23 protein-coding genes are annotated in these 22,388 nt (G+C 60.4%); 3 read left to right on the forward strand and 20 right to left on the reverse strand.

Annotation, left to right across the window (positions count from 1 at the left end; all coding sequences use genetic code 11):
• Positions 1 to 1,397 (forward strand): formate--tetrahydrofolate ligase (locus AB5Y92_RS15865; RefSeq protein ID WP_368227115.1); only part of this gene is annotated, 1,397 nt, incomplete at its 5' end.
• A 71-nt stretch (positions 1,398 to 1,468) separates the two neighbouring features.
• Here AB5Y92_RS15865 and AB5Y92_RS15870 read toward each other — a convergent pair.
• The 3 genes from AB5Y92_RS15870 to folE form a co-directional block, all read right to left on the reverse strand.
• Positions 1,469 to 3,124 carry a methyl-accepting chemotaxis protein gene (locus tag AB5Y92_RS15870; RefSeq protein WP_164537229.1) on the reverse strand — a complete coding sequence of 552 codons (1,656 nt, stop codon included), beginning with the start codon at positions 3,122 to 3,124 and terminating at the stop codon, positions 1,469 to 1,471.
• A 271-nt stretch (positions 3,125 to 3,395) separates the two neighbouring features.
• A complete protein-coding gene (locus AB5Y92_RS15875) occupies positions 3,396 to 5,483 on the reverse strand; it encodes a methyl-accepting chemotaxis protein (RefSeq protein ID WP_164537230.1) in 2,088 nt (695 codons plus the stop codon).
• A 256-nt stretch (positions 5,484 to 5,739) separates the two neighbouring features.
• Positions 5,740 to 6,396 carry a GTP cyclohydrolase I FolE gene (gene folE / locus AB5Y92_RS15880; protein WP_042054628.1) on the reverse strand — a complete coding sequence of 219 codons (657 nt, stop codon included), beginning with the start codon at positions 6,394 to 6,396 and terminating at the stop codon, positions 5,740 to 5,742.
• Between the two features lie 309 nt (positions 6,397 to 6,705).
• Between folE and moeA the strand changes: the two genes are divergently transcribed.
• Complete coding sequence (gene moeA / locus AB5Y92_RS15885) at positions 6,706 to 7,932, forward strand: molybdopterin molybdotransferase MoeA (protein ID WP_368227116.1); 1,227 nt, start codon at positions 6,706 to 6,708, stop codon at positions 7,930 to 7,932.
• Positions 7,929 to 8,684 (forward strand): molybdopterin-synthase adenylyltransferase MoeB, encoded by a 756-nt coding sequence (gene moeB / locus AB5Y92_RS15890; protein WP_368227117.1) that lies wholly within the window; start codon positions 7,929 to 7,931, stop codon positions 8,682 to 8,684. The genes moeA and moeB overlap by 4 nt, the downstream gene beginning before the upstream one ends.
• 73 nt (positions 8,685 to 8,757) lie before the next feature.
• Here moeB and AB5Y92_RS15895 read toward each other — a convergent pair whose 3' ends face one another.
• The 17 genes from AB5Y92_RS15895 to napF form a co-directional block, all read right to left on the reverse strand.
• A complete protein-coding gene (locus AB5Y92_RS15895; RefSeq protein ID WP_228023539.1) occupies positions 8,758 to 9,516 on the reverse strand; it encodes a hypothetical protein in 759 nt (252 codons plus the stop codon).
• Positions 9,509 to 10,552 (reverse strand): plasmid segregation protein ParM domain-containing protein, encoded by a 1,044-nt coding sequence (gene parM, locus AB5Y92_RS15900; RefSeq protein WP_005334423.1) that lies wholly within the window; start codon positions 10,550 to 10,552, stop codon positions 9,509 to 9,511. The genes AB5Y92_RS15895 and parM overlap by 8 nt, the downstream gene beginning before the upstream one ends.
• Positions 10,553 to 10,657: 105 nt before the next feature.
• Positions 10,658 to 11,434 (reverse strand): alpha/beta fold hydrolase, encoded by a 777-nt coding sequence (locus AB5Y92_RS15905; protein WP_279491763.1) that lies wholly within the window; start codon positions 11,432 to 11,434, stop codon positions 10,658 to 10,660.
• A 91-nt stretch (positions 11,435 to 11,525) separates the two neighbouring features.
• On the reverse strand, positions 11,526 to 12,608 hold the full coding sequence (modC, locus tag AB5Y92_RS15910) for a molybdenum ABC transporter ATP-binding protein (protein ID WP_368227126.1): 1,083 nt from the start codon (positions 12,606 to 12,608) through the stop codon (positions 11,526 to 11,528).
• A 14-nt stretch (positions 12,609 to 12,622) separates the two neighbouring features.
• Positions 12,623 to 13,303 carry a molybdate ABC transporter permease subunit gene (gene modB, locus AB5Y92_RS15915; RefSeq protein WP_368227118.1) on the reverse strand — a complete coding sequence of 227 codons (681 nt, stop codon included), beginning with the start codon at positions 13,301 to 13,303 and terminating at the stop codon, positions 12,623 to 12,625.
• A 111-nt stretch (positions 13,304 to 13,414) separates the two neighbouring features.
• Positions 13,415 to 14,143, reverse strand: a complete 729-nt coding sequence (gene modA / locus AB5Y92_RS15920) for a molybdate ABC transporter substrate-binding protein (protein ID WP_368227119.1) — start codon at positions 14,141 to 14,143, stop codon at positions 13,415 to 13,417.
• 87 nt (positions 14,144 to 14,230) lie between these two features.
• The gene (gene moaE / locus AB5Y92_RS15925; protein ID WP_368227120.1) at positions 14,231 to 14,704 is read right to left on the reverse strand and encodes a molybdopterin synthase catalytic subunit MoaE; all 474 of its coding nucleotides are present in this window, start codon (positions 14,702 to 14,704) and stop codon (positions 14,231 to 14,233) included.
• Positions 14,705 to 14,804: 100 nt separating this feature from the next.
• Positions 14,805 to 15,050, reverse strand: coding sequence for a molybdopterin synthase sulfur carrier subunit (gene moaD, locus AB5Y92_RS15930; RefSeq protein ID WP_043851233.1), 246 nt, complete (start codon positions 15,048 to 15,050; stop codon positions 14,805 to 14,807).
• The gene (gene moaC / locus AB5Y92_RS15935; RefSeq protein WP_368227121.1) at positions 15,047 to 15,556 is read right to left on the reverse strand and encodes a cyclic pyranopterin monophosphate synthase MoaC; all 510 of its coding nucleotides are present in this window, start codon (positions 15,554 to 15,556) and stop codon (positions 15,047 to 15,049) included. Before moaC ends, moaD begins: the two co-directional genes overlap by 4 nt.
• A gap of 9 nt (positions 15,557 to 15,565) precedes the next feature.
• On the reverse strand, positions 15,566 to 16,072 hold the full coding sequence (gene moaB, locus AB5Y92_RS15940; protein ID WP_368227122.1) for a molybdenum cofactor biosynthesis protein B: 507 nt from the start codon (positions 16,070 to 16,072) through the stop codon (positions 15,566 to 15,568).
• Between the two features lie 242 nt (positions 16,073 to 16,314).
• Entirely contained in the window at positions 16,315 to 16,905 is a 591-nt protein-coding gene (locus AB5Y92_RS15945) for a cytochrome c3 family protein (RefSeq protein ID WP_005353459.1), read from the reverse strand.
• Positions 16,906 to 16,916: 11 nt separating this feature from the next.
• Positions 16,917 to 17,372 (reverse strand): nitrate reductase cytochrome c-type subunit, encoded by a 456-nt coding sequence (locus tag AB5Y92_RS15950; RefSeq protein ID WP_005334452.1) that lies wholly within the window; start codon positions 17,370 to 17,372, stop codon positions 16,917 to 16,919.
• Positions 17,372 to 18,247 (reverse strand): quinol dehydrogenase ferredoxin subunit NapH, encoded by an 876-nt coding sequence (gene napH / locus AB5Y92_RS15955; protein ID WP_204481250.1) that lies wholly within the window; start codon positions 18,245 to 18,247, stop codon positions 17,372 to 17,374. Before napH ends, AB5Y92_RS15950 begins: the two co-directional genes overlap by 1 nt.
• Complete coding sequence (napG, locus tag AB5Y92_RS15960) at positions 18,244 to 18,981, reverse strand: ferredoxin-type protein NapG (protein ID WP_368227123.1); 738 nt, start codon at positions 18,979 to 18,981, stop codon at positions 18,244 to 18,246. Before napG ends, napH begins: the two co-directional genes overlap by 4 nt.
• A gap of 16 nt (positions 18,982 to 18,997) precedes the next feature.
• A complete protein-coding gene (gene napA / locus AB5Y92_RS15965; RefSeq protein ID WP_368227124.1) occupies positions 18,998 to 21,487 on the reverse strand; it encodes a nitrate reductase catalytic subunit NapA in 2,490 nt (829 codons plus the stop codon).
• Between the two features lie 101 nt (positions 21,488 to 21,588).
• Positions 21,589 to 21,843, reverse strand: a complete 255-nt coding sequence (locus tag AB5Y92_RS15970) for a chaperone NapD (RefSeq protein ID WP_088869560.1) — start codon at positions 21,841 to 21,843, stop codon at positions 21,589 to 21,591.
• Between the two features lie 29 nt (positions 21,844 to 21,872).
• A partial coding sequence (napF, locus tag AB5Y92_RS15975; RefSeq protein WP_368227125.1) for a ferredoxin-type protein NapF occupies positions 21,873 to 22,388 on the reverse strand: 516 nt, incomplete at its 5' end.

Consider the following 22,388-nt stretch of genomic DNA (forward strand, 5'->3'; position numbering starts at 1 on the left):
ACGCCCAGGTGGTGCCGATGGAGGAGATGAACCTCCACCTTACCGGCGATTTTCACGCCCTGACTGCAGCCCACAATCTGGCGGCTGCAGCCCTCGATGCCCGCCTGTTCCACGAACAGAAACTGGGTGCAGAGTTCAGCGCCAAAACCGGCCTGCCGCGGCTCGATATCGATGCCGATAACATTCTCTGGCCGCGCACCCTCGACATGAATGACCGCGCCCTGCGCCACCTCACGATTGGACAGGGGGGCGCTGCCGATGGTGTGGAACGCAGCGATCGTTTCGTCATCACCGCCGCCTCCGAGCTGATGGCCATTCTGGCGCTGGCGAGCGATCTGAAAGACCTGCGCCAGCGCATCGGCCGCATCCAGCTGGCCCGCGATATCCACGGCAAGCCCATTACCGCCGAACAGCTGGAAGTGGCGGGCGCCATGACGGTGCTGCTCAAAGATGCGCTGCAACCGACCCTGATGCAGACCACCGAGCAGACACCGGTGCTGGTGCACGCCGGCCCCTTTGCCAACATCGCCCACGGCAACTCCTCGGTGATCGCCGATCGTATCGCCCTTGGCCTGACCGACTATGTGGTGACCGAGGCAGGTTTTGGCTCCGACATGGGGCTGGAGAAATTCTTCAACATCAAGAGCCGCCAATCCGGTATTACCCCCGCCTGCGTGGTGCTGGTGGCCACGGTGCGCGGCCTCAAGGCCAACAGCAGCCTGCTCGATATCCGCCCGGGCCAGCCGCTGCCAGCCAGCCTGCAGGGGGAAGATCTGCCGACCCTCAAGCAGGGCTGCGCCAACCTCGCCTGGCATATCCGGAACGCCCGCCGCTACGGGGTGCCGGTAGTGGTCGCAATCAACCGCTTCCCCACCGACAGCGAGGCCGAACTGGCGCTGCTGGCCCATGAAGCGCAGCAAGCCGGTGCCTGTGGCGCGGCCATCTCCAACGCCTTCACTCAGGGTGGTGCCGGTGCCAGCGAGCTTGCCCGCACCGTGGTCGCCGCCTGCGAGCAACCCGGTAAGGTGAAACTGCTCTACCCCGACGAGGCGAGCCTCGACGCCAAACTGGCGACCCTGGTGGAGTGCGGCTACGGCGGCCGCGGAGTGCAGCTATCCGACAAAGCCCGCCAGCAGCTGGCGCAACTTTCCGCCGAAGGCTGGGATCACTTGCCCATCTGCGTGGCCAAGACGCCGCTCTCCATCAGCCACGACCCCGCCCTCAAAGGGGTGCCGACCGATTTCGAGGTGCCCATCGACGAGGTGAAGCTCTGCGCCGGTGCCGGGTTCATCTATGCGCTGGCGGGCCCCATCATGACCATGCCGGGGCTGGGCAGTCTGCCTGCCTATCGCCATATCGATATCGATGAGAACGGCGAGATAGTCGGCCTGAGCTGAGCCCTTCCACAACGCCAGAAACAACAAGGCCCCGCCAATTGCGGGGCCTTCTGTTATCCATGCATCAACCCTTAGAGGGTGAAGCGCTGGGTCATATGGTGCAGGGTGTTGGCCAGCTTACTCAGCTCGACGCAAGCCTGGGCGATCTGATGAGCGCCCTGGGCATTCTCGTCAGCGGCATTGTGAATGTTGACGATGCTGCGGTTGAGCTCTTCGGTCACCGCGTTCTGCTCTTCGGTGGCGGTGGCGATCAGGGTGTTCATGTCGGTGATGCGCACCACGGCACCATTGATGGTCTCGATACTGGTACCGGCATCCCGTGCCAGACCGACACTCTCCTGCATCTGGTGACGACTCAGCTGCATGGCGTTGCCCGCCTCGGCGGCGCGGCTCTGCAAGAGCTCGATCATCTTGCTGATCTCGGCGGTGGAGTCCTGGGTACGCTGGGCCAATGAACGCACTTCATCCGCAACGACCGCAAAACCACGACCCTGCTCACCGGCACGGGCCGCTTCGATGGCGGCGTTAAGAGCCAGCAGGTTGGTCTGACCGGCGATATCGCGGATCACATCCAGCACCACGCTGATGTTGGCGCTGTCGGCCTCCAGCTGCTGCACTACTGTGCCTGCTTGCTCAATCTTGACCGACACCTCTTCGATGCTGGCAATCGAACTGCGTACCACTTCGCTGCCGGCAGCAGAGGTACGGGAGGCATCCTTGGCGGCGCTCATGGCATCCGTGGTGTTGCGGGCCACTTCATTAACGGTGGACTGCATCTCGTTCATGGCGGTCGCCACCTGGGAGACTTCGTTCTGCTGGATGGCCATGCCGCTGGCAGACTGGCTGGAGATGGCGCTCACCTCCTCCACCGCGCTGCTGAGTTGGCTCACGGAGCCGGCGATCTCGCTCACCAGATCGGAGAGGGAGCCCTGCATCCGGTTGATGGCGGAGCCCAGCTGACCCAGTTCATCGCGGTTGAAGCGGCTGTCACGGATCCACTGCTGCAGTTCGCCCTGACCCAGATCGCCATTGGCAATGCGCTGGGCCTGACGGGCCAGCATGATCAGCGGATCGCGGATCTGGCGGGTCAGAACCACGGAGAGCACCACCACAAGAAGCAGACCGAGCACCAGTGCGATGGTGACGCTCAGGTTGGCTGATTGGTAAGAGGCGACAATGTCGCTGCGGGATTCAGACGCATAACCATGGTTAATCTGGATAAGTGAGGCCACTGACTTGCTCAGCGCGGTGTAAAGGGGAACCCCCTCCTCAAGGAAGATGCGTTGGGCTTCGGCAAGCTGATCGCTGTCTTGCAGCTGTTTGACTCGCTGGTGCAGGGCGACATAACGATCCCAGTCAGATTTCACCGTATCGAAGGTACGGCGCTCCGCCACATCCTCAGGCCAGATCGTCTTGTCATGGGCAATCAGCTGCTGCGCGATCGAGTTAAGCTGTTGACTGGCAATATTCCGATATTCAGCCCTTTTCAGCGGCTCGGCAGCCACCACGAAATAACCCAGCTCATAACGACGCAATTCACCGAGAGAATCCCCGATCGCGCTGGTGCGATTGACCGCAGGCAAGATGCTGTCGGTAAACCGGATGGCAACATCATTCATATTGCCAAACTGGACAAGGGCAAAACCGCCGATAAAGGCGACCATCAAACCGAGCACGGCAAAGCCGGCGGTGAGTTTTTTACCTATGGTCATGGTACTGGTATTCATGGGATATCCTGGTGGTCGTTAAATTCGTAGCACTCGTCCGGTTCACGCCCTCCTGGCATGAACTATCTGGCCACCTGTTCAGTGGCGCACCATCCAACCTTGATGAATATCTCTGAATTCCATGAGCGGCAGCGAGAGCCGAGAGGGGCGGTAGAATAGCCGGATTATTGCGGTTCGGAAAGAGTCTTGTGATTAAAATTAAATCAACCCAAATGACCCCACTCAAAACAGGGGTCATTTGGATGAAAGATCAACTATTAGGGGTGAAGGCTTAATAGCGGAAGCGCCCAATCTTATCCATCACATCGCTGGCTAACTTATGCATCTGCTGACTTTGTTCATCCTGCTGGTTAGCCAAACGGGTCGATGCGGTTGCCGCTTCATGAATGTTGCTGACATTTCGACTGATATCATCGGTGACCTTGGACTGCTCCTCTGCAGCACTGGCTATCTGGGTCGCCATATCCTGGATCCGGTCTGCTGACATAACTATCGTCGCAAGCTCGGTCACGGCAAGCTCTGCATCCTGCAATGCCAGCTCACTCAAGTTTTTCCCCTCTCCCATGGTACTCACAGCTTCTGCCGTGGTCTGACGAAGGCGCTCGATCATGCCTTGGATCTCTTTGGTTGAAGCCTGGGTTTTGGACGCCAACCCCCTGACCTCATCCGCAACCACCGCAAACCCCCGACCATGCTCCCCGGCACGAGCGGCCTCAATCGCTGCATTCAGAGCCAACAAATTGGTCTGTTCCGAAATGGTACGGATCACATCGAGAATCGAACCGATCTGTTGACCCTGTTGCTGCAACTCGGCAATCCGCTGTGCCACCACATCTACTTGCACACTCAGCTCACGGATACCACTAGCGGAATTACTCACCACATGCTGACCTCTATGCACCGCTTTGCGGGTCTCATCTACAGCATCAGCGGTAATCTGTGCACTGCTGGAGACGGAATCCGCCGTCGAGGCCATTTCGTGGATGGCAGCTGCAACCAGTTCAATCTCTTCCAATTGCCGATGGCTATTGGACAATCCTTGCTGAGCCAGCTCGGCAGATTGGTGGGCAGCTAGCTGCAGGTCGCGGCCACTTTGTGCCGTATCACTCACAATATGATGAATAGTGCTGACAAACCGGTTGATCCCCTCAGCCAACTCGCCAGTCTCATCTTTACGCATCACATTGAGGCGTTGGGTCAAGTCCCCTCCGGCGGCAGAAAGACGTCTGACCATGCTGGCGGTCTGTTGTACCGGGCGCGAGATGGATCCGGCAGCCCAGGCCAAACCGACAAGACCAAGGCATGCCACCACGATCCCAACCAGCAGTTGCATCCACAAACTCTCGCTGAAATCAGCGGCTCTCGCCTGTTCAGCCTGATCAGCATCTGCAAACAGCGCCGTATCAGCCACCTCAATGATGATCCCCCAGGCTTTAGTGACCCCTTTAAGATGGATTGGCACCAGCACGCGCAACTGACCCGAAACTTGCTGACTACTGGCCTCTCCTTTGTTGAGCAGATCCATCAAGCCAGACTCTTCAAGCCGCCCCCCGATCACATCAGGTTGCGCCGAATCCGCGGCGATGATGCCGTGTGGACTGATGATCCTGACCCGGCTCTGGCCAGAGAACACTTGGCCACTTACCTGCTTGGCCAACTGTTGCAGGTAATTGAGGGAATAGTCGACCCCGACCATCCCCAGATAGCGGCCCTGATCCAGAACGGGCACAACAAAAGAGGTCAACAGCGTCGGTTGGCCATTCACGGTATAAACGGAAGGGTCGACAGCACAGGCGGCCAGGCTCTCCATCGGACAGAGATACCATTCCGATGCCCGGATACCGGTCTTGCTCAAACTCTTGCTGTAGTAGTCGCCCAGCGGTTTGATGGTGAACCCGGCTGGACCACGACTCCAGTAGGGGGCAAAGTTGCCAGTGGCCTGGCTATGTACCCCGTCAGTCAAATAGGTACTGTCCTGACCATCAAAGGTATTAGGCTCCCAACCACTGTAGATACTGAGAAAGTCGCTGTTCCGTTCAGCAACATCCTTGAGCAAGGCAGTCACGGTAGCCCGATCCAATGGCCTGGGTTGATGAACATTGCCAGCCAGCATGGCGGCAAGTGTCTCTGCTGTATTAAGGGCTTGTTCAAAGGTGCCTGCGATCTCGCCGGCTTGTTGACCAGCCAGAGCCATTAGCCATCGTCCGGCATCCTGACGAGTTGTCTCGCGCATTTCGCCCTGAATACCACCTTGCATAGTCGCAAGAGACAGATAGCTATACCCGACCACACTCAACACGGTAGCCAGTAAAATACAGCCACCAAAAAACATGACCTGATGTTTGATTGAACGAAACACGGCTACTCCAACCTGTAAATGATGCCCTGCTGGTAATGGCAAGCATCTTAAGAGGGGACAGGTTGGTTCCGAAGAGCTACCAGTCAGGATTTTCACACTTTGAGCGCTCGATCACGAACATGAAATATTCGTTTACGAAAATCGAGAAAGTGGTCGATGCAGGGCCATCATCTCTGGCCATCGCCCATGAAAAACGCCAGCAATGGCTGCTGGCGTCTCGTTTATTCAGCAAGGCGGTTACAAAACAACCGCCATCTTATCCGCGCAGGCCGCCCAGAAATTCGGCCCGGGTATCTGGCTGAGTCTTGAACACCCCGCCGAGGGAGGTGGTGGTGGTGTAGGAAGTGGAATCCATCACTCCTCGCGCCTTGACGCAGTAGTGGGTCGCCTTGATGCTGATGGCCACATCCTTGGTACCAAGCAGGGTCTGCAACGCCAGCAGGATCTGCTGGGTCAGCCGCTCCTGCACCTGGGGACGGCGGGCGAAGAACTGCACGATGCGGTTGATCTTCGACAGGCCAATTACTTTGCCACGAGGGATATAGGCCACATGGGCCATGCCGTCGATGGTGACGAAGTGGTGTTCGCAGGTGCTGGTGAGGCTGATGTCCCGCACCATGATCATCTCGTCCACCTGCATCTTGTTCTCGATCACCGTCACCTTGGGGAAGGTGGAATAATCGAGGCCGGAGAAGATCTCGTTGACGTACATCTTGGCGATGCGATGCGGCGTCTCGGCCAGACTGTCATCGGCCAGATCCAGCCCCAGCGTCTCCATGATGGAGCGCATATGGCCTTCGATCTTCTCCCGCTTCTGCTGGCTGTTAAGCTCGTTGGTGACCAGGGGGGTTTCCAGTCCCTGGGCTTCGAGGGCAGCCCTGACCAGCAAGGCTTCCGGACTTAAGGTTGTCATTATCTTCTCTCCCACGCTCAGGGACTGTGAGGGCAGCTCAAGGAGCAACCCCTTATGTTATGGCGGCGTACAGGGCCGACGGTATCGCTGTAATGGTCGCCACACGGGATGTGACGGCCATCTGTTATGGCGGCATAGTAAACGGCCATTGCCGCCAAGATTCAAGTCAACTTGTGCGTCACCTCATACTTTATGGCCATCACCCCCCGTTTTAGCGCCGATTACTCCGAGATTCCCTTGAGATAACCTGCCCATCCCCGGGGATTTTTGTGATAATCCCGCCTTCAATCATAGAAAGAGGTCATGACGATGGGATTTGATACCAGCGGACTACTCCCCTTAAGCGATGCCCTGCAAGGGATGCTGGAAAAACTCGCCTGCTGCTGCGACAGCGAGCAGTTGCCCCTGCCAAAGGCCCTTGGCCGGGTTCTTGCCAGCGACATCGCCTCTCCCCTCGCCGTGCCCCCCTTCGACAACTCTGCCATGGACGGTTATGCCGTACGCCTTGCAGATCTCGCTAGCGGCACCCCGCTCATCATGGCGGGCAAAGCCTTTGCCGGTCAGCCCTATCAGGGCGAGTGGCCCGCCGGCCACTGCGTGCGGATCATGACCGGCGCCCCGGTTCCCGCAGGCACAGATGCGGTGGTGATGCAGGAAGAAACGCAGGCCGACGGCGATCGGATCACTTTTCTGGCACAACCCGAACCGGGCCAGAATATCCGCCGCGCCGGCAGCGATATCGGCAAGGGCGCCTGCGTGCTGCCAGCCGGTACTCGCCTAACCCCGCGCGAAATGCCACTGCTGGCCTCCCTCGGCGTGGCTACCGTGCCGGTACGCCGCCCGCTGAAAGTGGCCATCTTCAGCACCGGTGACGAGCTCAAGCCGGTCGGCACCCCGCTGGCCCACGGCGATATCTATGACTCCAACCGCTACGGCGTGCGGGCCATGCTGGCGCGCATGGGCTGCGACTGCCTCGACCTTGGCATCATCCCCGACGATCCCGCCCAGCTGCGCGCCGCCTTTATCCGCGCCGACGAAGAGGCCGATGTGCTCATCACCACCGGCGGCGTTTCGGTAGGGGAAGCGGACTTCACCAAACAACTGCTGGACGAGCTCGGCGAGATTGGCTTCTGGAAGCTGGCCATAAAGCCGGGCAAGCCGTTTGCCTTTGGTCGTCTGCCCCGCGCCTGGTTCTTCGGCCTGCCGGGCAACCCCGTCTCCGCCATGGTTACCTTCGATCAGCTGGTGCAACCGGCGCTGGCCAAGCTGGCGGGCCAGCAGTTCGAGCGCCCGCTTCAGCTACAGGCCATTGCGGCCGAGCCACTCAAAAAGAGCCCGGGCCGACTCGACTTCCAGCGCGGCATCATGAGCCAAGGGCCAAACGGCCTCGAGGTGCGCAGCACCGGCTCTCAGGACTCCGCCGTGTTCAGCTCCCTGTCGCAAGCCAACTGCTACATCGTTCTTGAACGGGAACGGGGCCTCGTCGCCGCGGGCGAGACGGTGACCGTGGAGCCATTCGGGGTATTGCTGCTGTGAGCGAGATCCTGAGCGACGCCGAACTGCTGCGCTACAACCGCCAGATCATCCTCAAGTCCTTCGATTTCGAGGGGCAGGAGGCGCTTAAACAGGCCCGTGTGCTGGTGATCGGTGCCGGTGGCCTTGGCTGCGCCGCCAGCCAGTATCTGGCAGTTGCCGGGGTTGGCCAGCTCACCCTGGTCGATTTCGACAAGGTGGAGCTCTCCAACCTGCAGCGTCAGGTGCTGCACAACGATGAGCGCATTGGCCACTACAAAGTAGACTCCGCAGCGCAATCGCTTCGTGCCCTCAATCCCTGGCTCAACGTCGAGACCCACGCTGCCGTGGCCGATGAGGCGCTGCTCGATGCCTTGCTGCCCCGGCATCAGCTGGTATTGGATTGCACTGACAACCTGGCCATTCGCAACCTGCTGAATCACAAGGCACGCCAACACAGGGTTCCGTTAGTCAGTGGTGCCGCCATCCGGCTGGAGGGGCAGCTCTGCAGCTTCACCTGGCAGGAAGGTGAACCCTGCTACGCCTGCCTCAGCGCCCTGTTTGGCGAGCAGGCACTCACCTGCGTCGAGGCGGGCGTGCTCGCCCCCGTGGTGGGATTGGTGGGCAGCCTGCAAGCGCTGGAAGCTATCAAGCTCTTGGCAGGTATGGGCAAAAGCTACAGCGGCCGCCTGCTGATGATCGACGGCCTGAGCGGCACCTTCCGCGAGATGAAGCTACCCAAGCGCCCCGACTGCCCGGTCTGCTCCCATCCATAAAGCAAACGGGATCAAAAAAGCCGAACCCTGTGGTTCGGCTTTTTTGATCACGATGTAGCAATGGCATCAGGGATCAGAAGATCCCCTTGGCTTTGACCTTTTTCATATTCGCGACCTGACTGGAGAGATCCTCGATCAAAGGTTCTGCTTCTGTGCCGACAACACTCTGTCGAGCGGGGGCACTGGCCAGTCGCTGGATCAATCTGTGCTGCTCGCGGATCAGCCGAGATTGCTCTTCCAGTTGGCGAGAGAGCAGCTGGATACTGCTGGCAAGGGGAGCCAGATCCTGCTCGGCCCCTGCTAATGGCAGCTTGCCAGCGATGGCTTCGGCCAACTGGTCATGATCCAACGCAGCAGGCAGCCCCTGTCTGAGTTCATCCCACATCTCGGCGGGTTGTTGCTCGCCAAGCCGGCTGACAATCTCGTCCACCAGTGAAGTGGTATCACTCTGTCCCAGCTGTGGGGCCAGTCTGGCCACTATCTCGTCGATCATCACATCTGCGGCAGGCTGTGCCTCACCAGCGACCTCCCCCAGATTGAAACCACAGCTGGCAAAGGCATGACGCAGGGTCGTCATGCTCACCTGCTCCGGCCCCAGCGCATTGGCGATCGCCTTGCAGAGGTTGGGCGCCAACACATACATGAACATGCCGGAGAGGTAGATATCCTTGTGGAAACGGCTCTTGGAGAAGTCAAACTCCTCGCTGCCCTCCTGGATCTTGCGCGCCCGTTGATACCAGTTCTGCAATACCCCGACCGCATAGCGATCAGACTCCAGCGCACCCGGATCCATGTAGATGGAGAAGGTCATGCGCTTGAGTTGACTACTCATCGTCAACCTCGGCCATCACAGGCGCTTCGCGATAGACTTCATCCTCTTCCGTGGTGTAGAGGCAGATTTCACGAGCCAGCGCGGACTGGGCATCGTCCAGTAGCTCGACACGGTCACCCAGGGTGGGATAGGCCGCCTTGATCGCGTCATAAATCAGAGATGCACCGCCACCGACCAGATAGACACGGTTCGGGTTCTTGGCGAACTTCTTCGCTTCATGCGCAACCTGAGTGCCCAGCTCGTCGATCTTGTTTTGCATCTTCTCGAGGATCTTGGGGATCTGGCTCTCATCGTTGACCACATCGCGTACAAAGCTCATGTCGTGACGACGCTTGATAAACTCGTTGGCCACCAGATAGCTGGAGTCGCTGTCTGCTGCGGCCAGCGCCTTGCGGGTAGCGTCGGTCACCATGGAGACACCGATCTCGTTGTTACCGTAGACATCGGAGACATCGTCAAACTCGCCGACGATGATCCCCATGTCCAGGGTGGTGCCGCCACAATCGATCACCAGCGTCTTGGTGAACTCGTTGCAGCCCGAACCGATCAGACGGGAGAGCGCCGCAGGCAGGCTCTCCGGCATCACTTCGACGCTGACGATGTTGAACAGTTCACCCTTGTTGAGGGAGATGGCCCGCATCAGGTTGCGGCGTTTCTTCTCGATCTTCTCTTCGTTACGCTGGCAATCGTCCGGGTTGTAAAACTCGGTGATGGGCAGGGTTACGGTGATGGCGACATCGCACGGCGTCACACCGGTCTGCAACAGGGCATGATGTACGGAGAGCAGGTTGAGATCGTCATACTGGTACTCCACGTGGGTGGTGGCCAGAGACTTGTCGGAAGTCGCGTCGTAGGTGTACTTGGTGTTGCCTATCTCGTAGTTGTAGATCTTCTTGTCTTTACGCAATGCGGCGCTCTTCCAGTCCTTGCGAAAGGAGTTGGGAGAGATGATGGTCTTGAGCACCTTGTTCTCAATCCAGCTCACCTTGACGTTGGTCGAGCCATCATCGATGGCCATTTTCATTACTTCAGACATGAGGAAACACCTGTTAATAGATCAGAAATGGGTCCGATTGCCTTGCCTTATGCCTTTGGCAAGGCGATCGAACCAATACATACACGGGGTAAAAGGGCGACAAGTTTAATGGGTTTCTAAAATCCGGTGAAGCAAATGATTAAATCCTGAAGGATCTTCCGCGGGCCAGGCGTGGTGGCCGTTGGGGGTGTGGATGGTAGCGTTGGGCAGGGCGGCAAACTGCTCTACCCGTTTGGCCAGCGGCAGGTAGTCGTGACTGGTGGAGATGATGGCCACCGGCTGCCAGATGGCGCCGAGCCGGGCGCGTACCGACCAGCCGGGTAGTGCCTCCAGCAGCGCCTTGTAGGTTTTCTTTTTATTGCGCACGAAACGCAGTCGGAAGGTGTGGCGCACCTGTGCCAGATCCGGGCCCGGGAAGAGCTCGCGTCCCAGCCACCAGGCGAGCGGGCGCATGCCAAACCAGCGCAGCCACTTGAGGCGCTGGGCGTAACGCTCCTGCTCTTTGGGGGTCTCCAGCAGAAACTCGCTAAAACCGTTGACCAGCACCAGCCCCTGCACCTTGTGGGGCAGTTGCAGCGCCAGCTCCAGCGCGACCATGGCCCCCAGCGACAATCCCACGACCCAGGCGGGTTCTGGCTGTGCATCGAGCCAGTTCACCACATCGGCTGCCAGGGTCGCCACATCGAACGGCCCCTCCTGCATGCTCTGGCCGTGGCCGCGCAAGTCCAGCGCCACCACCCGGTAGTGCTCGGAAAACCGTTCGATCTGCGCCTGCCAGTCGAGGCTGGAGGAGCCCAGCCCATGCAGCAGCAACAGCAAGGGGCCCTCCCCCGCACTGCGCAGGGCAAGACCGTTGAATTTCATCACCTGATTGCGGCGCATCAGTGTATTGCCTCTCGACTCATCACCTGAACCATCTCTTGTTGTTATGTTGCCCGTGGCCATCCTGCCACGTTATCAGCACGGCGCCCAATCAGCCTTCGCTGACCAGACTCACCGCCTTGATATAAGCGTAGATCTGCTGCTCCGGCGCCAGCGCCAGCCGCTTGGCGGAGCGGCTGGTGATCCGAGCCAGCAGTATCTGCTCACCCAGCGCCAACTGCAACAGGGTCTGGCCGGGGCGCACCTCGCGCACCGCCAGCAGACGGGTGACGAGACAGTTGGAGAGGCTGGAGTGCTCGATGGGGGCCGTGGCGATCACCACATCGCGCCCCGCCACCTTGATCTGCAAGGGACCGCTCTCATCCGGCACCTGGGTCATGGTGACCCGCAGTTGCTGCTCACCGAGCTGCAGGGTCGCCATCTGCTCCTCTTCATCGTAGTGAGAGAGGGTCGCCGCCAGCATCACCCCGGCATCGTCACGGCTGGCGAGTGACAGGTCAGTACGGGCGAAGATTTCGCTCGGCCTGCCTTGCGCCTCCACCCTGCCACCTTCCAGCAGCACCAGCTTATCGCAGAGCAGGCTCACCTCCTCCATGGCGTGGCTAACGAAGATCATCGGGATGCCGCTCTCCTGCTGCAACCCCTTGAGCACATGGGCCTGATGGATGCGGCTGCGCCGATCGAGCGCCGAAAAAGGCTCATCGAGCAGCAGCAGATCGGGCTCGGCCAACAGCGCCCGGGCCAGCGCCACCCGCTGGCGCTGGCCACCGGAGAGGCCGTGGGCTGGCTGGGCCAGCAGTTCGGCAAAACCGAGCCGAGTCGCCAGCGCCTCGGGCTGCCAGCGTCCTCGCCCCTTGCGGGTCGCCAGTTGCAGATTGCCGAGCACCGTCAGATGGGGGAAGAGCCGCGAGTCCTGAAACACCAGCCCGATCCGGCGCGCTTCGGGCAGCAGTTGAGCATACTCCCGATCGCACCACCGCAAGCGATCCCCGTTTTGGCGATCGAGCCCGGCGATGATGCGAAGCAGTGTACTTTTGCCGCAGCCGGAGGGGCCGAACAGGCCAAGGATCCCCCCCAGTTCGAGAGTCAGTGCGCAATCGAGGGTAAAGGAGCCAAACTCGCGCCGGACATGGAGGTTCAAGGAATGGCGGTGCGGCTCGTTCACTGGCGGCATAGTAGCGGGCTGGTTCATCCAAACACTCTCCGCTGTCGGCGCTGCAACACACCGTAGACCAGCACCAGCATCACCAGCGAGAAGGCCATCAGGCCGCCCGCCAGAATATGGGCGTTCTGGTAATCCATCGCCTCCACGTGATCAAACAGGGCTATCGAAAGCACCTGGGTCTCGCCCGGAATATTGCCGCCAATCATCAGCACCACGCCAAACTCCCCCAGGGTGTGGGCAAAGCCCAGCGCCGCCGCCATCACGAAGCTGGGCAGGGTCATCGGCAAAATGATGTGGAAGAAGCGCTCCAGCGAGCCGAGCCCCAGGGTCGCAGCGGCCTCCAGCTCCTTGTTACCCATGTTGACAAAGGCGGAGGTGAGCGGCTGCACCACGAACGGCAGCGAATAGAGGATGGAGGCGAACAGCAGGCCGAGAAAGCTGAAGGCAAGAGGGGCACCAAAGGTGTCGCGCCACCAGGCGCCGAAGCCATATTCGGGGGAGAAGGCGAGCAGCAGATAAAAACCCAGCACTGTGGGGGGCAGCACCAGCGGCAGCGCCACCAGCGCCTCCACCAGCGGCCGCAGCCGATTCTGACTGCGCGACAGCCACCAGGCCAGCGGCGGAGCCAGCAACAGCAAAATCGCTGTTGTACTGGCCGCAAGCTTCAGGGTGAGCCAGACCGCCAGCAGATCCCCTTCACTCATTGCCGACCTCCCGGTTGATAAATGCCTCCAACGGCATGGTCTCCATCCTCATTGCAAAGAGTGGCCGACCCGAAGGCCGACCACTCAGGGTATTGCGTCAACCCCATCCCCTTATTGGGGCAAGACATAGCCCGCAGCCTTGATCTGCGCCTGACCTGGCCCCTTGAGCCAGGCGACCAGCGCCTCGACCGCGGCGCCTTTCTTCAATACCAGCCCCTGCTGCTCGATGGGGGGATAGAAGCTCGCAGGCACTGCCCAGGCTTCACCAGTCTTGCCCGCTTCCACCAGATTGGCCCAGGCGACAAAGCCCAGCTCGGCATTGCCAGTGTCGACAAATTGCCAGGTCTGGCCGATGTTGGCGCCGGTCAGCAACCGGTACTGCTTGGTATCGATCTTGAGATGGGTGAGGGTCGCCATGGCGGCTGCACCATAGGGGGCGGTACGGGCATTGGCGATGGCGAGGTTGCCTTTCCATCTGCGCAGGGTCGCCTCGTCAGGGGCCGGCCCCCCTTTCTTCCACAGCCCCAGCTGGCCGATGGCGTAGGTGAAGCGATCGCTCCCCTTGCCCTCTTTTTCCAGCTTCTCGGGGGTCGCCGCATCGGCGGAGAGGAAGAGATCGAACGGCGCGCCGTGACTGATCTGGGTGTAGAGCACTCCGGTGGCGGCAGACGAGATGGCCAGGGTGTGGCCGGTCTTGGCGGTAAACTCCTTGCCAATACGCTCGATGGTTCCCTTGAAGTTGGCAGCCACAGCCACCTTCACTTCATCAGCCTGCACGGCACCGGTATGCAAGGTGGCGGCGCAGACGCCGGCGATGACAACAGATAACAGCGGTTTCATTCCCTTTCTCCTGATGGGGCCCGCACATCCGCGCCCCTTGGCGGGGCCGTGGTTCCCGTTGAACCTGCGCCCCTCGTGATGAACAGGTCAGGCTTGCCAGCGGGCAGCGGCGGCGTTGTCGCTCTCCTTGGCCTCGACCCAGCGTTGCACACCCTCGGCGGTCAGCTCTTTTTTCCAGAACGGCGCCCGGGTTTTCAAGAAATCCATGATGAAGTGACAGGCATCAAAGGCTGCGTCGCGGTGGGCACTGCTCACCACCACCAGCACGATCTGATCGCCGAGCAGCAGCTCGCCAATGCGGTGAATCAGGGTGCACTCCTGCAGTGGCCAGCGCTCGCGCGCCTCCTGCACGATGGCGGCCAGAGCCTTCTCGGTCATGCCGGGGTAGTGCTCGAGGGCCAGCCCCTTCACGTGCTCCCCCTGATTGAAGTCGCGCACCTTGCCGACAAAGCTGACCACGGCGCCGGTGTCCTGCCGGGTGGCAAGGCGGGCATATTCGTCAGCCAGCGAGAAATCCTCCCGCTGTACCAGAATGCGATCCGTCATGGTTGCGTTGCTCATCCTTAACCTCCGGTCGTTACTGGAGGGGCAGGGAAGAAGGCCACCTCATCGCCACCACACAGCTCAGTGGTGCGATCCACGGTCATTATTTCACTCATCATCAACCTCCGGTAACCGGAGGGAAGAAGGCGACCTCATCGCCATCGGTGATGGGCGTGTCGAGAGGCACCAGGGTCTGGTTGACCGCAACCAAGAGCTTGCCTGCTTCCAGCGCCAGCGCCCACTTGTCGCCGCGCTCACACAGGGCTGCACGCAGCTGCTCGGCAGTGGCGTATTCGCAAGGCAGGCTCAGCTCGTCGCATGCCACCAGCTCTCTTACTTGCGCAAAAAAGAGTACCTTGATCATGCTTGCTCCCCACTATTTGACCCCAACTGAAAATGGCCGGACTTGCCGCCTTTTTTCTCTACCAGACGTACCTGTTCGATCACCATGTCTTTTTGCACCGCCTTGCACATGTCGTAGATGGTCAACGCCGCTACCGACGCAGCGGTCAAGGCCTCCATCTCCACCCCGGTCTTGCCAGAGAGCTTGCAGAGGGTGCGAATATGCACCCGGTTCTGCTCGGCCAGCGGCACTATCTCCACCTCGACTCGGGTCAATGCCAGCGGATGACAGAGGGGAATGAGATCCGCGGTCTTCTTGGCCGCCATGATGCCGGCGATGCGGGCGGTGGCGAACACGTCACCCTTGTGGTGCTGACCGCTCAGGATCAGGGCCAGCGTTTCCGGCGCCATGGCGACAAACGCCTCGGCGCGAGCCTCACGCTCGGTCACCAGCTTGTCGGTCACATCCACCATGTGGGCTTCGCCGCTCTGGTTGAGATGAGTCAGGTTGGAATGGTTCTGGTTCATCACTTGCCCTCAAAGATGGGAGACAAAGTTGCACGGCTTGGTGCGGGCATCAAGCTGATCGCGGATAAGCTTCTCCCACCCCAGCTGGCAGGCGCCGGTAGAGCCGGGCAGGCAGCAGATCAGGGTTCGATTGGCCAAACCCGCCAGCGCGCGACTCTGCATGGCGGAGCCCTTGATTTCGGCAAAGGAGAGCTGGCGGAACAGTTCGCCAAAACCCTGAACGGTGCGCTCGAACAGCACGCCGACCGCCTCGGGCACCCGGTTCTGCTCGTTGAAGCCGGTACCGCCGTTGACCAGCACCACCTGCACCCCTTCATCGGCGATCCACTCGCTCACCTGGGCTCGAATGCGAAACAGGTTGTCGGGGCAGAGCGCCCGATCGGCCAGCAGATGGCCCGAGTCGGTAAGGGCCGAGACCAGATAGTCGCCCGAGCTGTCATCGGCGGCAGTGCGGCTGTCGGAAACCGTCAGCACGGCGATCTTGAGGGGAATAAATGCGTTGTGTTTCTGTCCCATCGGGCAGCTCCTTGTGGCTATGGGCCGTCAACGAGGCAGGAAGAGAAGGGGTATGAGAGGCCAGCTGTCAGAGCACAAAAACGGACGCAGACAGGGGTGACCAACTTGCTCAAGCGTGTGACGGCGGGCTGATTCTATCAAAGGTTTCACGAGATATGGGATTTAAAAGACACACAAATCTGATGCTTGTCCCATATATGAACAAAACGCAGGCCGGGCAAACCCGGCCTGTCGTCGCAGGATCAGAACCCTTTCACCCCGGTCATGTCGGGCAGCTGGTGCGCAATCCCCTTGTGACAGTCGATGCAGGTACTTTCACCACTGGCCAGATTGGTAGAGTGCATCTTGGCGGCACGCTGCCCCTGCAGGGAGAAGTCCATGTACTCGAAGTTGTGGCAGTTGCGGCACTCGCGCGAATCGGTCTCTTTCATTCGTTGCCACTCCCGCTCCGCCATCTCGCGCCGGTGCGACTCGAACTTCTCGCGGGTATCCACCTTGCCGGTGATCATGCCCCACAGCTCCTTGGATGCCTGCACCTTGCGGATGATCTTGTAGGTCCACTCATGGGGTACGTGACAATCTGGGCAGCTGGCCCGCACACCGGAGCGGTTGGCGTAGTGGATGGTATCGCGGTACTCCTCGAACACGTTGTCCTTCATCTCGTGACAGCTGGTACAGAAGGCCTCGGTGTTGGATGCTTCCATGGCGGTGTTGAAACCACCCCAGAAAATCACGCCACCGAAGAAGCCCATCAGCAGGATGACCCAGAGAGCCGCCTTCGATGGTGACTTGAAGGTGGTCCACAGACGCTGGATAAAGCCGGGTAATTTCATCTATGGATTCCTCAGTTCAGCGCTTCAACCGGTTTAAAGGTATTTTCCACCAGCGGCTTGGCATCCGCTTGCGGCACATGGCACTGCAGGCAGAAGTAGCGACGCGGCGACACTTCACCCAGGGTCAGGCCGTCGCGGGTCTCGAAGTGAGTCGGACTGATCTTGGGAGCCTTCATGGCACTGGCATTCTTGAAGCTGTGGCAAGCCAGGCACTTGTTGACCTTGGTATCCACCTCATAGTTGCGAATGTCGTGGGGGATCAGCGGCGGCTGATGCATGTACTGGCGATCGTAGGGCGCGCCATCCTTGCGGAAGTTTTTCAGGGGTGCGGCGGTGGCATCGGTCACCAGATCGGTGGCGCCACGCTCGGACTTGAGGCCACCGGTACTGTTGGTGATCTCGGGGGCCGCTGCCATCAAGGATCCCGCCATCAGGCAGGCCAGCATTGCTCCAATCAGCTTTTTCATTATTTGTTCTCCGACGTTTTTTCTGCCTTGACGGCAAAACCTACAGTGATTTCAAAAACTTGTTCCGCGCAGACATCGATGCAGCGGCCACAGTTGGTACACTCCTGAGCCGCAATCAAGGGCCCGTGACCGCGCTTGGCACCGTGAACAGGCCCGCGCAGGATGGGACGCTCCGGGCAGACCGCATAACAATCCATGCAGTTGTTGCACCGCTCGCGCCCCTTGGCAGAAATCTTGATAAATCCGACCCGGTTGACCAGGGCATAGAAGGCCCCCACCGGACAGAGATGACCGCACCAACCCCGCTCAACCACGAAGAGATCGAACAGGAACAGCGCTGCAAGCAGGGCCCAGCCCGCCCCCATGCCAAACAGCAGACCGCGCATGGCGAGCGACACCGGATTGACCAACTCCCACGCCATCACCCCGACCACCGCTGGCACCACCAGCACCATGGCCAGCAGCCAGTAGCGGGTCGCACGGCTGAACTGGCCATTGCCCTTGAGGCCAAGTCGCCCCCTGAGCCAAGCTGCGGCATCCGTGATGAGGTTGACCGGACAGACCCAGGAGCAGAACACCCTCCCCCCGACCAGCCAGTAACCGGCCAGCACAATGGCAGCCCCCAGCCAGAGAGTGGTGATGGGCCAGTGACCCGCCGCCAGCGACTGCAACAGCGTGAGGGGATCGGTCAGCGGCACCGTCTCCAGCAACAGCGAGCTGGAGAGGTTGCCCTTGAGGATCCAGATGCCGGCCAGCGGCCCCAGCAAAAACAGCCCGAGCACGCTGAACTGACTCAGCCGACGCAGCAGCAGGAAGCGATGGGAACGCCACCACCCCAGCTTGATGCTCGCCTCTTCCCCCGGATAACGACTCATAACCCCTCCGGTTTGCGGGTGGGCAGGGTGAGCCTGTCGCCGATGAGCGACTTGTTCCCCGCCTTGGCCTTCTCTTCCCAGCCGAGCCGGTAGTGATGACCCAGCTCACCTTTGGCGAGCTGGCGTGGCACCACCTTGATGGCAGCTTCCTCCAGCACGCAGGCATGCTCACACTTGCCGCAGCCGGTACAGATATCGCTGTGTACCGTGGGCAGGAACATGGCGTGTTTGCCGGTACGCTGGTTATGCTGCAGCTCAAGAGTGATCGCCTTGTCAATCAGCGGGCAGACCCGATAGCAGACATCACAGCGCAGCCCCAGATAGTTGAGACAGGTCTCGTGATCGATGAGCACTGCCACCCCCATCCGGGCCTGATCGATGTCGGTCATCTGCTGATCCAGCGCACGGCTCGGACAGGCCACCACGCAAGGGATGTCATCACACATCTCGCAGGGCACGGCACGCGCCTTGAAATAGGGGGTACCAGTGGTCACCGGGTCAAACAGCCGGGCCAACTTGAGCGTGTCGTAGGGGCACGCCTCGACGCAGAGTCCGCAGCGCACGCAGGCGCTGAGGAACTCTGTTTCATCGAGAGCGGCGGGCGGACGCAGCGCCTGAGCAGGCACAGCTTGTGCCTGCTGGCGGGCCACGCCACCGAGCCCCACGCCAAGCAGGCCCACACCGCAGGCCCCCTTGGCCATGTCGGCCAGAAACTGGCGACGACTACGACTCATCTCGCACTCCCCCGCCTTAAGCCTTCATCACCTTGACGGCGCACTTCTTGTAATCGGTCTCTTTCGAGAGCGGATCGGTGGCGTCCAGGGTCAGCTTGTTGACCAGCTGGCTCGCATCAAAGAAGGGCATGAAGACCAGTCCTTTCGGCGGACGGTTGCGACCACGGGTCTCGACCCGGGTCTTCACCTCGCCACGGCGGGAGGAGACGATCACCTCTTCACCACGACGCACGCCGCGGGCCTTGGCATCATCCGGGTGCATGAAGAGTACCGCATCCGGGAAGGCGCGATAGAGCTCGGGTACCCGACGGGTCATGGTGCCGGTGTGCCAGTGCTCCAGCACGCGACCGGTGGAGAGCCACAGATCGTACTCCTGATCCGGCGACTCGGCGGCGGGCTCGAACGGCAGGGCGAAGATGACCGCCTTGCCATCTGGCTTGCCATAAAAACGCACCCCCTCACCCGCTTTCACATAAGGGTCGAACCCTTCACGGTAGCGCCACAGGGTCTCTTTGCCATCTACTACCGGCCAGCGCAGACCACGGGCTTCGTGGTACTGATCGAACGGCGCCAGATCGTGACCGTGGCCACGACCGAAGGTGGCGTACTCCTCAAACAACCCTTTCTGGACGTAGAACCCGAAGTGTTCGGCTTCGTCGTTCAGCATCCCCTTGCTCTGCTCTTTCGGGAACTGGTTGACTTGACCGTTGGCATAGAGCACGTCGAACAGGGTTTTGCCCTTTACTTCCGGCATCTTGGCAATCAGCTCAGCCGGCCACACTTCCTCAACCTTGAAGCGCTTGGAGAACTCCATCAGCTGCCACAAGTCGGACTTGGCCCCTTCCGGCGCTTTCACCTGCTGGTGCCAGAACTGGGTGCGGCGCTCGGCGTTGCCGTAGGCCCCCTCTTTCTCCACCCACATGGCGGTGGGCAGGATGAGGTCCGCAGCCTGGGCAGTGACGGTCGGGTACGGGTCGGAGACCACGATGAAGTTGCGCGGATCGCGATAGCCAGGCAGGCGATCGGTATTCATGTTGGGGCCGGCCTGCATGTTGTTGTTACACATCACCCAGTAGGCGTTGAGCTTGCCATCTTTGAGCATGCGATCCTGCAGCACGGCGTGGAAACCCACCTTGTCGGGAATGGTCCCCTCCGGCAGTTTCCAGATCTTCTCGGCAATGGCGCGGTGCTTGGGCTCGGTCACCACCATGTCGGCAGGCAGACGGTGGGCAAAGGTACCCACTTCACGCGCGGTGCCACAGGCAGAGGGCTGACCGGTCAGTGAGAAAGGACCATTACCCGGCTCGGAGATCTTGCCGGTCAGCAGGTGGATGTTGTAGCAGAGGTTGTTGGCCCAGACGCCACGGGTATGCTGGTTGAAGCCCATGGTCCAGTAAGAGACCACCTTCTTGCTCGGGTCGGCATAGAGCTTGGCCAGCTTTTCCAGCTTCTCTTTGGAGACGCCGGAGAGCTTGGAGACCGACTCCACATCGTAATCCGCCACGAACTTGGCAAACTCCTCGAAGGTCATCGGAGTGGCATCGCCACTGTCCGGGTTCTTCGCTTTCTGCTGCAGCGGATCGGTCGGGCGCAGGCCGTAACCGATGTCGGTGGCCCCCTTCTTGAACACGGTGTGCTTGTTGACGAAGTCCCAGTTCACCTTGTCGTTCTGGATGATGTAGTTGGCGACATAGTTGAGGATCGCCAGATCGGTCTGCGGGGTGAACACCATGCCATTGTCCGCCAGCTCGAAGCTGCGGTGCTCGAAGGTCGAGAGCACGTGCACCTGCACATCCGGGTTGGAGAGACGGCGATCGGACATCCGCGACCAGAGGATGGGGTGCATCTCGGCCATGTTGGAGCCCCACAGCACGAACGCATCGGCCTGCTCGATATCGTCGTAACAGCCCATCGGCTCATCCATACCGAAAGTACGCATGAAGCCAACGACCGCAGAGGCCATGCAATGGCGGGCATTGGGGTCAATGTTGTTGGAGCGGAAACCGGCCTTCATCAGCTTGGCGGCAGCATAGCCTTCCCAGACGGTCCACTGGCCGGAGCCGAACATGCCGACGGCGGTCGGCCCCTTCTCTTTCAGGGTCGCCTTGAACTTCTCGGCCATGATGTCGAACGCCTGATCCCAGCTGATGGGGGCGAAGTCGCCATCCTTGTCGAACTGGCCGTTCTTCATCCGCAGCATCGGCTGGGTGAGGCGATCCTGTCCGTACATGATCTTGGAGAGGAAGTAGCCCTTGATGCAGTTGAGGCCACGGTTGACCGGCGCATCGGGGTCGCCCTGAGTCGCCACGACCCGACCATCCTGAGAGCCCACCAGCACGGAGCAGCCGGTACCGCAGAAGCGGCAGGGAGCCTTATCCCAATGGATGGCAGTCTTGTCGGTACTGGTGATGAGATTGGCTGCCAGCGTGGGGGCACTGACACCGGCCACGGCAGCGGCAGCTGCCACCGCGTTGGCCTTCATAAAGTCGCGTCGACTCAGCTTCATGGCATATCCTCACATTGCTTATCGCGTAATAGTTGTCGAATCTGTCGAACGGGAGCCAGCCATCAGCGGCTGAGGGCACGCCCGGCATCCCATCACTCTTTTCAGTGACCGCCCAGTTCATCGAACTGGTGGTAAATCAGGGCGGCAGAGAGCACACCCGGCATCGCCTGTATCGCATCAATGGCCGCCATGATCTGCCGCTGGCTCGGACCTTCCAGGGTCACGACCAGCTTGCCCTCGTCACTGATGGCGTGGATCTCGGCCCCTTCAAGGGCGCCAATCTGCTCGGCGAGCTGATGGCGCAAAGGGGGCTGGGTCAGCACCACCAGACTCGATACATGGAACTCCTGATCCATTGTGGCTTCTGTGTCACACGGCTTCTGACTCATTCTGACTCCTGCTTGAGGGTGGGCTGGCTCGCACCACCGGATGGGGCGGCTCGCCCGTCGACTTTGATGCTGCCAACCGGACAATCCTGCACACAGGCGCCGCAGCCATTACAGCGATCCGGCTCGACCGTCGGGGTGGGCACACGCCCCAGCACTGGAATAAAACGAATGGCATTGGGCTCACAGCTGTCCTGACAGCGCTGGCAGAACACCTGACCATTGGCCAGACAGTTGGCCTCGATATGGGCCTTGTAGTGCCAGGGGGACTCGCTGGTCGGGCGAAACACAGGCGCCTTGCAGACCGTGGCGCACTCGGTGCAGAAGGTGCATTCGCCACGCTGGAAATCGACCACCGGAAAACCGCCCTCGCCATTCACCAGGATCTGCTCCGGACAGGCCGCCAGACAGTCCCCGCAGCGGGTGCAGTCGGCGACAAATGCCGACCAGTTGACTGACCAGGGCAACTGCACCGGCGGTTCGGCAGTTCTCAGCCGCCCCCGGAACAGGCCGCG

Origin of the sequence: Aeromonas sp. R1-1 (assembly GCF_040908495.1) — a bacterium.
GTDB classification, from domain to species: Bacteria; Pseudomonadota; Gammaproteobacteria; order Enterobacterales; family Aeromonadaceae; genus Aeromonas; species Aeromonas veronii.

Bases quoted from the DNA above. Each gene is read 5' to 3' on its own strand.
- AB5Y92_RS15870 (WP_164537229.1), bottom strand. From the start codon at position 3,124: ATGAATACCAGTACCATGACCATAGGTAAAAAACTCACCGCCGGCTTT.
- folE (WP_042054628.1), bottom strand. From the start codon at position 6,396: ATGACAACCTTAAGTCCGGAAGCCTTGCTGGTCAGGGCTGCCCTCGAA.
- moeA (WP_368227116.1), top strand. From the start codon at position 6,706: ATGGGATTTGATACCAGCGGACTACTCCCCTTAAGCGATGCCCTGCAA.
- AB5Y92_RS15895 (WP_228023539.1), bottom strand. From the start codon at position 9,516: ATGAGTAGTCAACTCAAGCGCATGACCTTCTCCATCTACATGGATCCG.
- parM (WP_005334423.1), bottom strand. From the start codon at position 10,552: ATGTCTGAAGTAATGAAAATGGCCATCGATGATGGCTCGACCAACGTC.
- AB5Y92_RS15905 (WP_279491763.1), bottom strand. From the start codon at position 11,434: ATGCGCCGCAATCAGGTGATGAAATTCAACGGTCTTGCCCTGCGCAGT.
- modC (WP_368227126.1), bottom strand. From the start codon at position 12,608: ATGCCGCCAGTGAACGAGCCGCACCGCCATTCCTTGAACCTCCATGTC.
- modB (WP_368227118.1), bottom strand. From the start codon at position 13,303: ATGAGTGAAGGGGATCTGCTGGCGGTCTGGCTCACCCTGAAGCTTGCG.
- modA (WP_368227119.1), bottom strand. From the start codon at position 14,143: ATGAAACCGCTGTTATCTGTTGTCATCGCCGGCGTCTGCGCCGCCACC.
- moaE (WP_368227120.1), bottom strand. From the start codon at position 14,704: ATGAGCAACGCAACCATGACGGATCGCATTCTGGTACAGCGGGAGGAT.
- moaD (WP_043851233.1), bottom strand. From the start codon at position 15,050: ATGATCAAGGTACTCTTTTTTGCGCAAGTAAGAGAGCTGGTGGCATGC.
- moaC (WP_368227121.1), bottom strand. From the start codon at position 15,556: ATGAACCAGAACCATTCCAACCTGACTCATCTCAACCAGAGCGGCGAA.
- moaB (WP_368227122.1), bottom strand. From the start codon at position 16,072: ATGGGACAGAAACACAACGCATTTATTCCCCTCAAGATCGCCGTGCTG.
- AB5Y92_RS15945 (WP_005353459.1), bottom strand. From the start codon at position 16,905: ATGAAATTACCCGGCTTTATCCAGCGTCTGTGGACCACCTTCAAGTCA.
- AB5Y92_RS15950 (WP_005334452.1), bottom strand. From the start codon at position 17,372: ATGAAAAAGCTGATTGGAGCAATGCTGGCCTGCCTGATGGCGGGATCC.
- napH (WP_204481250.1), bottom strand. From the start codon at position 18,247: ATGAGTCGTTATCCGGGGGAAGAGGCGAGCATCAAGCTGGGGTGGTGG.
- napG (WP_368227123.1), bottom strand. From the start codon at position 18,981: ATGAGTCGTAGTCGTCGCCAGTTTCTGGCCGACATGGCCAAGGGGGCC.
- napA (WP_368227124.1), bottom strand. From the start codon at position 21,487: ATGAAGCTGAGTCGACGCGACTTTATGAAGGCCAACGCGGTGGCAGCT.
- AB5Y92_RS15970 (WP_088869560.1), bottom strand. From the start codon at position 21,843: ATGGATCAGGAGTTCCATGTATCGAGTCTGGTGGTGCTGACCCAGCCC.